This is a genomic window from Natrinema sp. CBA1119, assembly GCF_002572525.1.
In the GTDB taxonomy this organism is placed as follows: Archaea; Halobacteriota; Halobacteria; order Halobacteriales; family Natrialbaceae; genus Natrinema.
The window spans coordinates 131,685-144,246 of record NZ_PDBS01000001.1; the positions used below are offsets into that span (position 1 = coordinate 131,685).

Annotated in this window: 11 protein-coding genes and 1 tRNA gene; 2 read left to right on the forward strand and 10 right to left on the reverse strand. The window is 65.0% G+C overall.

The genetic code is table 11. The annotated features are described in order from the left end of the window. Nucleotides 1-103: 103 nt before the first annotated feature. Nucleotides 104-177: transfer RNA gene (locus tag CP556_RS00655), tRNA-Lys, on the reverse strand. A 168-nt stretch (nucleotides 178-345) separates the two neighbouring features. On the opposite strand from CP556_RS00655, the gene CP556_RS00660 reads away from it, so the two are divergent. After that, nucleotides 346-1,806, forward strand: a complete 1,461-nt coding sequence (locus CP556_RS00660; RefSeq protein WP_098723853.1) for a DHH family phosphoesterase — start codon at nucleotides 346-348, stop codon at nucleotides 1,804-1,806. 18 nt (nucleotides 1,807-1,824) lie between these two features. On the opposite strand, the gene CP556_RS00665 is transcribed toward CP556_RS00660, so the two are convergent. The 3 genes from CP556_RS00665 to CP556_RS00675 all read right to left on the reverse strand — a co-directional run bounded on the left by CP556_RS00665 (nucleotide 1,825) and on the right by CP556_RS00675 (nucleotide 5,614). After that, nucleotides 1,825-2,118 (reverse strand): PRC-barrel domain-containing protein, encoded by a 294-nt coding sequence (locus CP556_RS00665; RefSeq protein WP_098723854.1) that lies wholly within the window; start codon nucleotides 2,116-2,118, stop codon nucleotides 1,825-1,827. Nucleotides 2,119-2,363: 245 nt separating this feature from the next. Next, a complete protein-coding gene (locus tag CP556_RS00670; protein WP_098723855.1) occupies nucleotides 2,364-3,506 on the reverse strand; it encodes a phosphotransacetylase family protein in 1,143 nt (380 codons plus the stop codon). Next, nucleotides 3,503-5,614 carry an acetate--CoA ligase family protein gene (locus CP556_RS00675; RefSeq protein WP_098727231.1) on the reverse strand — a complete coding sequence of 704 codons (2,112 nt, stop codon included), beginning with the start codon at nucleotides 5,612-5,614 and terminating at the stop codon, nucleotides 3,503-3,505. Before CP556_RS00675 ends, CP556_RS00670 begins: the two co-directional genes overlap by 4 nt. A gap of 349 nt (nucleotides 5,615-5,963) precedes the next feature. On the opposite strand from CP556_RS00675, the gene CP556_RS00680 reads away from it, so the two are divergent. Further along, nucleotides 5,964-6,365, forward strand: a complete 402-nt coding sequence (locus CP556_RS00680) for a hypothetical protein (RefSeq protein WP_255291379.1) — start codon at nucleotides 5,964-5,966, stop codon at nucleotides 6,363-6,365. A 14-nt stretch (nucleotides 6,366-6,379) separates the two neighbouring features. Here CP556_RS00680 and CP556_RS00685 read toward each other — a convergent pair whose 3' ends face one another. From CP556_RS00685 to CP556_RS00710, 6 genes are all read right to left on the reverse strand, one after another. Beyond that, nucleotides 6,380-7,399, reverse strand: coding sequence for a metal ABC transporter permease (locus CP556_RS00685; protein ID WP_098723856.1), 1,020 nt, complete (start codon nucleotides 7,397-7,399; stop codon nucleotides 6,380-6,382). 6 nt (nucleotides 7,400-7,405) lie between these two features. Continuing rightward, complete coding sequence (locus CP556_RS00690; protein ID WP_098723857.1) at nucleotides 7,406-8,143, reverse strand: metal ABC transporter ATP-binding protein; 738 nt, start codon at nucleotides 8,141-8,143, stop codon at nucleotides 7,406-7,408. Continuing rightward, nucleotides 8,140-9,159: a metal ABC transporter substrate-binding protein gene (locus CP556_RS00695; RefSeq protein WP_098723858.1), complete on the reverse strand. Its 1,020-nt coding sequence runs from the start codon at nucleotides 9,157-9,159 to the stop codon at nucleotides 8,140-8,142. The genes CP556_RS00690 and CP556_RS00695 overlap by 4 nt, the downstream gene beginning before the upstream one ends. A 185-nt stretch (nucleotides 9,160-9,344) precedes the next feature. Next, nucleotides 9,345-9,767 (reverse strand): DUF7988 family protein, encoded by a 423-nt coding sequence (locus CP556_RS00700; protein WP_098723859.1) that lies wholly within the window; start codon nucleotides 9,765-9,767, stop codon nucleotides 9,345-9,347. 532 nt (nucleotides 9,768-10,299) lie between these two features. Continuing rightward, nucleotides 10,300-11,472: a YhjD/YihY/BrkB family envelope integrity protein gene (locus tag CP556_RS00705; RefSeq protein WP_098723860.1), complete on the reverse strand. Its 1,173-nt coding sequence runs from the start codon at nucleotides 11,470-11,472 to the stop codon at nucleotides 10,300-10,302. Between the two features lie 84 nt (nucleotides 11,473-11,556). Then, the gene (locus CP556_RS00710) at nucleotides 11,557-12,522 is read right to left on the reverse strand and encodes a carbohydrate kinase family protein (RefSeq protein ID WP_098723861.1); all 966 of its coding nucleotides are present in this window, start codon (nucleotides 12,520-12,522) and stop codon (nucleotides 11,557-11,559) included. Nucleotides 12,523-12,562 lie beyond the last annotated feature (40 nt).

Consider the following 12,562-nt stretch of genomic DNA (forward strand, 5'->3'; position numbering starts at 1 on the left):
TACGCGAAGACGGTCACTCGCTTCGCTCGCGCTGCGACTTCTCTACTTCAAATCGCTTCGGATCCGTTACCTGTCGCTCACGGATTTGTTCGCGACAGGAAAGCGGGCCGGGCGCGATTTGAACACGCGACCGTCTGATTAAGAGTCAGACGCTCTGCCGGACTGAGCTACCGGCCCTGTACCTGCGACTTTCCCTCCGTCGTTCAAATACGTTTCCCTTGGCGGGCAGCGTGGCAGTGATCCACGGGCGTGACAGTCACTCGGTCTCGAGTCACCCGAACTGAACCATCACTTTGTGCCACTCTTCGGGAGCGTTAAGTGCGGCCGGTCCGACCACTCGGGCATATGAGTACGGGGGTTACGATTTCGTCGATCTCTGACTACGCTATCTTGGGCTGTGGGAGCGTGGGCTACGCCGTCGCGGAGGAACTCGTCGAACAGGGGAAGGACGTCTTCATCGTCGATCAGGACGAGAGCCGCGTCGAATCGCTCCGTGACCAGGACCTGGACGCCCGAACGGCCGACATCCGGGAATCCGGCGTCGCCGACCTCGTTGCCGACCGCGATGTCATCCTCATCCTCGCCTCGGACGTCGAGTCCAACAAGCGCGCCGTCGAACACATCCGCAAGAGTGACGGCGACCAGTTCATCGTCGCCCGCGCGAGCGACCCCGTCTCCGGCGACGAACTCTCCGAACTCGGGGCCGACATCGTCATCAACCCCTCCACGGTCATCGCCGAATCCGCCCTGCGTGCCCTCGAGTCGGGCGAACTCGAGTACAATGCGGGAAAGCTCGCGGAGATCGTCGAGCAGACGTCGACGCGGCTGGCGATCGTCACTCAGGACAGCCCGGATCCGGACTCGATCGCCAGTGCAGCGGCGCTACAGGCGATCGCCGAGCATCTCGGCATCGAATCCGATATTATCTATCTCGGGGATGTCGGCCACCAGGAGAACCGAGCGTTCGTCAATCTGCTCGGGATCGACCTCGTCCAGTGGGACGAGATCGAGGACCACTCGATCTACGACACCGTGGCCTTAGTCGATCACGCGACCTCGGGCGAGATGGACCTCCCGATCGATATCGTCATCGATCACCATGAATCCGAGACCGAGAACGGGGTCGAACCCGAGTTCGTCGACATCCGACCGAACATGTCCTCGACGTCGACGATCATGACGAAGTACATTCAGGAGTTCGACATGAACGTCTCCGAGGAGGTCGCGACGGCCTTACTCTACGGTATCCGCGCGGAGACGCTGGATTTCAAACGCGACACGACCCCCGCCGATCTGACCGCCGCCGCTTACCTCTATCCGTTCGCGAACCACGACACCCTCGAGCAAGTGGAGTCGCCGTCGATGTCCCCCGAGACGCTGGACGTGCTCGCGGAGGCCATCACGAACCGGGACGTCCAAGGGAGTCACCTCGTCTCCAACGCGGGTTTCGTTCGCGACCGCGAGGCGCTGACCCAGGCCGCCAGCCACCTGCTCAATCTCGAGGGGGTCACCACGACCGCCGTCTTCGGGATCGCCGACGAGACGATCTTCCTCGCCGGTCGCTCGAAGGACATCCGCATCAACATCGGCAAGGTGCTCGACGACGCCTACGGAGAGATCGGCGAGACGGCCGGCCACTCCACGCAAGCAAGCGCGGAGATCCCGCTGGGGATCTTCACCGGGATCGAGATCTCGGAGGACACGCGGGAGACGCTGCTCGAGTTGACCGAAGAAGCGGTCAAGCGGACGCTATTCGACGCGATGGGCGTCGAAGGAGGGGGCAGCGAGGGCTCGAACGGGAGCTGAGACGATCGCAGAAATCAGTTACGCCAGCAGTTCGTCTTCTTCTTCGTCGGGTTCGCGGACGCGTTCGACGACATCGTTGATGAGAATGACGTCGCCGACGGAGCGGACCCAGCGGTAGGGGACGATGATTCCCTGTCCGCTGCGGGCTTCGTCTGCAAACAGTTCGCTGTTCAGGTTCGCAAGTGCGAGTCCGGTGACGGCTTCGCTGTCGATATTCAGTCGGAGATCTTCGACTTCGCCGACGAAGACGCCGTTGTTCGAGTAGACCTCGCGGCCGACGAGGGACGTAATTTCTTGGGGAGTGTCGTCCATGTCTGGCCTCATGCGCGGTGGACTCTTAACTTTTAGTCAGACGTGATAGGCCCCATCTATACTGTGCGGCTGGAAAACAGAACGACGGAGTCTATCCACATTGCTGAAAATAGCTCTCCGTTGAGAATCACAATGCCCACATAGCCAATCCAATACTGAGGGTGATACCGATAAGTCCGATCACTGTGTAGTATAACGATTGGCACATTTTCTGCACCGAACGGAGAAGCGGAATGCGTGTAGATTTACCCCAGAATCGAGTCGACGGCGGCGTGATCCGATAGCAGTCGTTGCATCCAGTCGACGGTGTCGGCGTCTCGAGTCCGGCCGCTGCGGACGACGTCCTCGGCGCGTTCGACCGTCGTGAGGGTGTCCGTCTGCACCGCGAGGATCGGGACGCCCTTCTCGCTGGCCTGTCCGACGATCGCTCTCGGGGGCCGGTGGCCGCCGGTGAGGATGAGACAGCGGACGCCGGGCGCCTCGAGCGCGGCGGTGTGGATCTCGGCGCGGTCGCCCCCGGTGATGACGGCGGCGTCTTTCGTCCGTCGGAAGTGTCGCAGGGCACTGTCCGGCCCCATCGCGCCGACGGTAAAGCGTTCGACGTAGCCGTCCTGCCCGTCATCGACGAGTATCGACGCCCCGAGCTCGTCCGCGAGTTCGGCGACCGTCACGCCCGACAGCTCCCGTTCGCTCGGGAGCACCCCGTGGACCGGAATCCCGCGCCCCTCGAGGAAGGGGACGACGTCCGTCTCGAGTCCGTCGTAGGGCGCGTCGGAAACGTCGTTGAAGACGACGCCGGCGAGTCGGTCGCCGAACCGGTCGGCGGCGGCGATGACGTCGTCGACGTCCGCAGGACGCTCGTAGGGCGCGACCAGCAGCACGCGCGCGTCGAGGAGGTCGGCGATGTCGGGGTCCGCGAGGTCGACGATGCCGCCGACATCGTACCGGCCGCCGCCCTCGACGAACAGCCGGTCGCGATCGGCCGCGAGCGTCTCGAACGCCTCCCGGACGCGGTCGCGCAGCTCGTCCGGATCTTCGCGCCCGCGGATCGCCTGTTCGATAAACGTCGGCGAGTAGACGACCGGCTCGAGGTCGTGCATCTCGGCCTCGAGTCCGAGCAGTTCGCGGGCGAGCAGCGGGTCCTCGTCGAGGGTCTTCCCGACGTTGCTCTGCAGCCGGGTGCCCTTCGGTTTCATATAGCCGACGCTGTCCCCTTCGTCCCGCGCGAGCCGGGCGAGCGCCAGCGTGATGGCCGTCTTGCCGGTGCTCTCCTCGAGCGAGCTGACGAGCAGCGTCTCGGCGGTAGTGTGAGGGGACGTGCTGTCGGTTCCGCTATCGGTGTCGGTATCGCTGTCCGCTGATTCGGGTTCTATATCGGTGTCGGTCATGGTTTCTCCGTGTCGAGTTCATCCGGATCGACGGTGAGTCGCAGATCGATCGCCTGTACGCCCTTCGGGCCGGCCACGAGCGGGTTGATATCGAGTTCGAGGATCGACGGGAAGTCCGTCACCAGCTGGGAGAGTCGCTGGATCGTCTCGACGACGCGCTCGATATCGGCGGGCTCGCGGCCGCGTGCACCCCGCAACAGCGGTGCCGCCTGAATCTCATCGACCATGTCGCGGGCCTCGCCCTCGCCGATCGGCGCGACGCGGACCGAGGTATCCTCGAGGATCTCGACGAAGATGCCGCCGAGCCCGAACAGCAGCAACGGGCCGAACTGCGGGTCGCGGTTCATCCCGACAATGGTCTCGGTCGCGGACTCGAGATCGAGCATCTCCTGGACCTGCACGCCGATGATCGTGGCGTCGGGCTGGTAGTTTCGCGCTCGAGCGACCACGTCCTCGTAGGCGTCGTAAACGTCCTCGTCCGCCACGCCGACTTTGACGCCGCCGATGTCGGACTTGTGCGAGATGTCGGGACTGACGATCTTCAGGACGACGTCGCCGGCGATCGATTCGGCGACCTCGCGGGCGCGGTCGGGGTCGTCGACGATCTCCCCCTTCGGGGTCGGGATGCCGTAGGCCTCGAGCAGGTCCATCGACTCCACGCCGAGGCGGTTGTCATCCCGCCGCTTGACGCGCGTCAGGATCTTGCGGGCGCGTTCGCGATCGACGTCGAACGTCGCGGGCTCGTCGACCGTGCGCTCGCGAATATCGCGGAAGCGAGCGAGCGCGTCGAGTCCCGAGACCGCTCGAGCGGGATCGAAGTAATTCGGAACGCCAGACTCGCGCAGCGTTTCCTCGGCGTCGCGCGCCCGTTTCCCGCCCATAAGACACGTGACAACGGGCGTTTCATGGGCCTCGAGCGTCTCGACTACTCGCTCGGCGAGGTCGTCGTACGAGAGGACCGCGGTCGGCGCGGCGACGACCACGGCGCTGCCGACGTTCGGATCCTCGAGCGCGATCTCGAGGGCCTCGCCGAACCTGTCGACGTCGGCGTCGCCGATGGCGTCGATCGGGTTGTAGACGTTGGCCTCGTCGGGCATCGCGTCCGCGAGCGCGTCGATCGTCTCGTCGGTGAAGGAGGCCATCTCGAGCGACGAGTCGCCGACGGCGTCGGTCGTCAGGACGCCGGGGCCGCCGGCGTTAGTCACGACCGCAACGCCGTCGGTCTCGGGCTCTGGGAGCCCCGAAAGCGCCCGCGCGTAGTCGAACAGTTCCTGGACCGAGCGGGCGCGCAGGACGCCGGCCTGCTCGAGACCCGCCTCGTAGGCCCGTTCGCTGCCGGCTATCGCGCCGGTGTGCGAGGAGGCGGCCTGCGCGCCGGCGTCCGTCCGGCCCGATTTGACGAGCACGATCGGCGTCTCTGCAGTGACGTCGCGGGCCGCTTCGATGAAGTCCCGACCGTCACCGATGTCCTCGAGGTAGCCGATGATGACGTCGGTGTCCGGGTCGTCGCCCCACTCGCGGACGAAGTCCGCCTCGTCGAGCACGGTCTTGTTGCCCAGCGAGACGACGTCCCGAAAGCCGATTCCCTGTTCGTTGGCCCAGTCGAGGACGGCGGTGATGAACGCACCCGACTGGCTCATGAAGGAGATCGAGCCCTCGAGCGCGCTCTCGGGGCCGAACGTGGCGTTCATGCCGTTCGACGTGGCCATGATCCCCAGACTGTTCGGGCCAACGACGTTGAGGTCGCGCTCGTCGGCGAGAGCGCGGAGTTGCCGTTCGCGCTCGGCACCCTCGCCGCCGGTCTCCGCGAAGCCCGCGGTGATGACGACGACGTTCTCGGTGCCCGCCTCGGCGAGGTCGCGGATCGACTCGATCACGATCTCGGGCGGGACCACGACCACCGCCAGATCGATCGGCGGGGCGCTCGACGCGTCCGGATAACACTCGAGCCCGAGCACCTCGTCGCGCGACGGGTTGACCGGGACGACCTCGCCCGCGAACTCGTCGCGCAGGTTCTCGAGGATCGCCCGGCCGACCGCGCCCTCGCGGTCGGTCGCGCCGACTACGGCGACGGTCTCGGGATCGAAGAGTGCGGATAACCGTCCCATCGTTCGCAGGTTGGCGAAGTAGCGTGTTAAGTGTGCGGCGTGTTCCAGCCGAATGGAAGTCGGACGGTTCCGGACGGCGGTCGTCGGTCGTCGGTCGTCGTTCGAGACACCGGGTATCGTCACACGATGCCGAGTGAGCCGAAATATAGTAGCCGCTGAAACGATTCACACACTGATCGCAACGCACTCGTGCGATTAGGTATGCAGTGACTTTCAGTGGCTACTATAGATCCACACCCGTCTGCTGTGACGCGCAACGTTTATCACACATCTATCAGTAGTAGTGTATATCTCGTCGACATCTCTCCGTCGGTCCGGAACTGTCGCTGCCGGCACCGCAGCGCTGGGTGTGGTCAGCCTCCTGACCGCGGCGTTGCTGTTCGCGGCGATTCCAGAAAACCCGCCCGGTGACGGGTTCGCGGCCGGCCTTACCGGCATCTTCGTGTTGCTGTCCGTGATCGCGGGCCTCCTCGCGCTCGTGGAATCGGGATCGCTGTATTTCGTCACGCGTCTGCGGGAGCCATCCGAACGGTCGCAACGGGCGCTCACGATAGGGGCCGTCGCCGGGAGCCTCTCAATTCTTCTGCTGGTCGTCCCCATGCTGGTCGCACGAGTGTTCAACATACTGGTCCCCGGTCCCGCGTGGGGGCCCGGAATCGGGCTCGTACTCGTCCCGATCGGGATCGGCTGCTCGATGCTCGGCGTCGTCTTTCAGCACCTCGACGGATCCCGGACTCGAGCCCGCACGTAACGGTTCGCGGCCCGTTAGCGAGTCGAAATGGCTGCCGTCGACCGGCTCGAGGCGAAAATCGCGAGCAGGTAGCAGGCGATGGCGACGACGACGATCGAGCCGCCGGTGGGCAGTCCCTGGGAAATCGAGAAGACGAAGCCGCCGATGACGGCCACCTGTCCGAAGAGGATCGAACAGTAGAGCGTCTCGCGAAAGCTGTGGGCGACCTGCGTGGCCGCGGCGACGGGGACGACGAGCATCGCGGCGACGAGGATCACGCCGAGGATCTGCATCGCGCCGACGACGACGACGGCCGTCATCACGATCAGCAGGGTGTTGTACCACGTCACGTTGAGCCGCGCGACGCGGGCGGCCTGTTCGTCGAAGGTGATGAACAGGAGCTGCTTGTAGGTCGCGACGGTGACGATCACGACGACCACACTGATGACGGCCATCAACCGCGCACCCGAGGGAGTGACGACCGAGATGTTCCCGAAGAGGTAGCCCTCGACGTTGAATCCGGTCATCCCGCGGCCGTAGCTGATAATCAGTGTGCCGACGGCGAAGCTGCCGGTCAACATGATCGCGATCGGCACGTCGCCGTAGGTGTTGGTCCGCTCAGCTAGCCACTGGACCCCGAGCGCGCCCAGAATCCCCACGACCAGCGCGACGAGCATCAGCGAACCGTCCCAGCCCGTCGTCGCGCTCACGAGGAGGCCGACCGCGACCCCGGCGAAGGCCGTGTGTGCCAGCGTCTCGCCGATCAGCGCCATCTCCCGATGGACGAGATAGGTGCCGACCAGCGGCGCGACGACCCCGATGAGGATCCCCGTCGCGATCGAACGCCACATGAACGGATGGTAGAAGACGTTCGTCCCGAGGTAGTAATCCGCCCACCAGCCCGCAATTCTGGCCTGATCGTACAGTTCGCCAACAACGGGAACCCCGCGCAACGCGTCGATAGCGAGGAGGCCAACCATCGCGACTGCGAGGATTGCGGTGAGGCCAATTCCGACGTGCTCGAGCCGACGACGGAGAGAGTTGTGCTTCGTCATCGGATCTCAGTGGTGGTGGTGGACGACCTGTCCCGTCGCGCCGTAGGCCTCGGTCAGCGCGTCGCTCTCGACGAACGATTCAGTGTCGCCGTGGTGGTACAGTTCTGTATTGATGCAGGCGATCCGGCTCGCCCGGTCCGTGACGACGCCGATGTCGTGTTCGATCAGGATGATCGCGATTCCCGACTCGTTGAGCGACTCGAGCAACTGGTAGAACGCGTCGCGGGATTCGGCGTCGACGCCGACGGTCGGTTCGTCGAGCGCCAGCAGGTCGGCCTCGGAGGCCAGCGCGCGTGCGATGTAGGCCCGCTGGCGCTGACCGCCGGAGAGCTGGTTGACTTGCCGGTCCGCGAGGTTGGCAATTGCGACCGTCTCGAGGGCCTCGTCGACGGTCGCGTGATCCTCGTCGGTCAGTCGGCTATGGCCCGCGTGGGCGAACCGTCCCATCGTGACGACTTCGCGGACGGTGACCGGCATCGAGCCGCCGCGGTTGGTCGCCTGCTGGGAGACGTAGCCGATCCGTTCGCCGTCGTCGAAGTCGTCGACGGGTTCGTCGAACAGTTCGATCGAGCCGCTATCGGGACTGCGAAGTCCGAGCATGAGGTGGAGGAGCGTGGTCTTCCCCGAACCGTTGGGGCCGATCAGCCCGAGGAAATCGCCCTCTTCGACCCGTAACGAGACGTCCTTCACCGCCGGCTGCGCGCCGTAGGCGAACGTCACGTTCTCGAGGTCGACGACGGTCACTGTGCGTCTAGTGCCTCTCTGAACGCGGGGACGTTTATTTCTTCCATCTGCTCGAGGTAGCCCCAGCCTTCGTCCTGCCACGTCGCGAGGGTGCCCGAGAGGTGCGTGATCGCCATCGCGTCGGTCGCGTCGGTGTCCCGAAGGATGGTGTTGACGAGCGGCGGGTACTGTCCGTCGCGCTCTTCGAAGGGACTGTAGAGGATCGTCTCGATTCCCTCCTCGTCGACCAGTTCGGTCGTCGCCGAGATATCGCTCTGACTCGGTTCCTGTGGGCTGACGCCGGTCGGCGTGTGGATTTCGAACCCGTATCGCTCCTGGAGATAGGTAAACGAGTCATGGCCGGCAAAGACGGCGATCTGACGGTCAGCTGCGTCGACAAGGTCTTCGAATCGCTGGTCGAGGGCTGCGAGGTCGTCCGTGTACGTGGCGGCGTTTTCCTCGTAGGTCTCGGCGTTGTCCGGGTCGGCATCGGCGAGTCCCGACGCGATGGTATCGACGATATCCTGCGCGAGCACGGGGTCGAGCCAAACGTGGGGATCCACCGACGACTGGTCGTGATCGTGGCCGTCAGGGGTCTCGTCGCCGTGGTCGTCCTCGCTGTCGTGAGCATGGATGTCGACCTCGTGGTCCCAGCCGAGCAGTTCCCCCTCGAGTCCCTCGAACCCGTCGATCACGGCGACGGTATCGTAGTCGGACTCGAGCGTCGCCGCGATATCTTGGGCCCACGAAAATTCCGGCGTATCGAAGTAGACGAACGCGCCAGCGTCGGCGACGTTCCGAGTGAGATCGCCGCTCGGCGACCAGCCGTGGCCGGGCTGGCCGGCTCCGACCGGGTTCTCGAACTCGATCGCGTCGCCGCTCACCTGCTCGGCCCAGTCCCAGAGGGTGAAGAAGGCGGCGTAGCCGGTCTCGAGGTCCGCGTTCGTCGCGTCGATGTCGTCGAGACAGCCGGCGACGGTGCCGGCCGCGAGCGCGCCGGCTCCCCCTTTGAGCAGCGCGCGTCGTGTCGGGTTCATACTCGGGACTGGTCCCGCCGGAGTATAAGAGTTATTATCCTATAGGTGGTTTTTGTTAACTGCACCGCGAGATGGTCGAGTCTATTAACAATAACTGGCGATATAGCGAACTGAGTTAGTAGTCCGGTCGTCTCGAGCGAAGTCGATCCAGTGTCGTCGACGGGTTGGGATTACCTGCGACACGATCACTCGAGCGAGACCTCGAGTTGCGTCCCGTCCAGTCGACGATAGGCCGACGAGCGGCCCGGATCGGAATCGCGAACCACCTCGAACGCCTCGAATCGGATCACGAGCCGCCCGGGATCGATCGTCGCCCGGAGGACGGGGCCGCAACTCGTCACGACGACGTAGGGCGGTCCCGCCACGGGACTCGCCCGGAGGTCGTAGCCAGTAGCCTCGACCGCGTCGGCGAGGACCCCAGGCAGGGCCTCGAGTATTCCGGTTTCCTCGAGGAGTCGGCGAAGTCCGTCGGCGACCGCGTGGCTGTCCGTCGTTCTCGAGGTATCCCAGGGGTCGGCGACCGCGTCAGCGCAGGCGTCGATCCCGGCGACGATCGGCGCGTGATCCGTCTGGATCCGTCGCCGAGCGTCACGAACTGGATGGGACACGGCTTTCGGTGGAACGGGGACTTACAAAGATGTCCCGACTCGAATCGCATCCATGGCACAGAATCACTCTCACGGGGCTCGTTTCGCTGGATTCTGGTTGAATTATCCGCTGCGTAGCCGTGTTTATTGAGCAGGATGCTCGGTGTGAATTCGATGAAAGAAATGTCCTGCTATCGTGGCACCAGGGAATCGCCACACCCTCCCCAGCCGATTGGTGCTCACGGGCGCGCAGCGCCCGTCTGCTCACGGCGGCTCCGCCGCCGTTCGCATGGTATACGGGACCTTTGGTCCCGCACTATTCGCTCATCCACTGTCAGAGCACGCTCTGACAAGCCTTCGTTCACTCCGTTCACGAAGACCTCGCGCAATATCGTCGGCCACCCTCGCTACCACTCGGATGGCCGACAGCGCACGCCACCGCATGCCGGTTGGCTGGCCCGGAGTAATACGTGGTTCCTCCGTACCGCACCGCAGATAGCAGATCGAGACGAGGAACTCGTTCTCTACCGGTCGATCGCTTACCGGTCCAACGCTACTCGTTTCGACTCTCGACGGACCCAACGGTTAGCGTCCGGACCCGCCGCAAGACGCCGCGTGCCCGCCGTCGCCACGACGACCCCTGACTGGCCGCCAGTTCGCGCCGAAGCCGCTCGTTTTCGTCCTCGAGCTCCCCCTTGTCCGCCTCGAGGCGATCAATCCGGGCCTCGAGGGCGTCGACGCGATCCTCGAGTCGGTACCGACGGGTTCGCTGGGCGTCCCGGTCGTTTCGCAACTGATCGCGCTCCCGCCGGAGTTCGGTCAGTCGGGCCTCGAGACGGTCGCGTTCGTACCGGGTCGAATTGACGAAGGGATCGCGGTCCGCATCTTCGGGAATCGTCTCGAGCGATCCGTCTCCGGCGGCCGTCTCGTCGGAGTCGATCTCGATGTGCCCCGACCGTGTCGCGTTGACGACGCCGCCCACGAGCAGTATCAGGCCGCCGAAGTAGAGCCACGTCAGTAAGAGGAGGATCGCCCCGATCGGGCCGGCCGACTCGGAGCTACTCGAGATGGCGACGTAGATCTGGAAGAGCGCCTGAAGCGCTGCCCAGCCGACGGCGGCGACGATAACGCCCGGGAGTACCTCCCGGGCCGAGACATCGACATCGGGGAAGAAGTAGTACATCGGGAGAAATGCGATCGTCAGCCCGACCACGAGCAACAGCGGGTTCAACACTCCGAGGAAGGGAATGTTCGGGAAGAACGCGAACGCAATGGTGGTCATCGCTGCGGCGACCAGCGCGACGCCGATCGTCCCGAAGACGACGGCACCGTCTTGGAGTTGATCGACGAGTGAGTTCTCCTCGGTCGACGCGTATATCTCCGAGAAAGCGGTGTCCAATCCCCGAAAGATCTTCAATGATCCCCAGACGAGTGCGACGAGCCCGATGATCGACGTGCCGACGCTGCCGGTATCGCCTTCGATCCCGTCCTCGAGGATGATCTGCCCACTCTCGGGGAGGAATCCTTCGGTCGTCGAAGAGACCTGCTGGGCGAGCGCCTCGTCGCCGACGAACGAGACGAGAAAGAAGACGAGGACGAGCAGCGGAATCAGTGAGATAAACGCCTGATAGGCGATTCCTGCGGCCATGAACGTCACGTTCTTCTCCTGGATCCCCGCGACAACCGACTTTCCGAAGGGAACCGCGCTGCGGACGTTGATACCCATACCGCAGTCTCCGCCACAAACCCGGATAGGACTCCGGCTTGCAACCACGCGGTTCACCTGGTCGGTGCTCTGAACGTCGCCCCATCAATCCGACCTGTCCTCAAGCAACGGGCGCACCGCTTCGCGCGTCGGTAACGCCGCCATCGCTCCCCTGCCAGTGGTCGCTGTCGCGGCGACCGCGTTCGCGAACGCCACCGCGTCCGCGAGCGCTCGCCCGTTCCGCAGGGCGGTGATCGCTCCGGCGACGAACGCGTCACCGGCCCCCGTCGTATCGACAGTCTCGACATCGAACCCCGGGTGAGCAACTGCGTTCGCGGCCCACGGCGCGCCGTCGTCCGCGACGGCGACCGCACCCTTGTCACCCCTAGTCACGAAGACGGTGTGGACCGATCCGTCTTCGATCGCTGCCCGCGCGTGTTCGGTCGATGACCCACCATCAAAACCGAGCGCTTCGAGCTCCGCCGCCGTCGCGAGACAGACGTCGACGTGAGCGAGCGCGTCGCCCACCACGCTCGCGAACGTCTCCAGGTTCGGCCATAGCGCCGGCCGCAGATTCGGATCGAACGAGACCGTACAGCCCGCGGCCGCGGCTCGCTCGAGCAGGTCCAGCGTTGCCGCGCGCGACGATCCGCTGGAGAGGGTGACGCCGCCGGCGTGGACCCACTCGCAGTCGGCCAGCGTGTCGTCGTCGATCCGACCGGGCTCGAGGCGCGTGTCGGCGGTTCCATCCCGGTAGAAGGTGAACGCGCGTTCGCCGGTCTCGTCGTGGGTGACGAACGCGAGCGTCGTCTTCGCGCCCGGATCGCGCTCGACGAACCGGATGGGGAGGCCATCGTTCTCGAGGACGCGCTCGAGGTACCGGCCGAACGGATCCGCCCCGACGCGAGTCCAGAACAGCGGTGGGCGCTCGAGACGGGCCAGCGCGACGGCGACGTTCGCCGGGGCCCCGCCGGGGCGGCGTTCGAAGCCGGCGACGTCCTCGAGCGGGCCGGCCTGTTCGGGAACCCAGTCGATGAGCGTTTCGCCGGCGACGAGGACCTCGGAAGACATGCTCGAGTGTCCGCCACCGACGGCGGTAGTTCTGTCGACA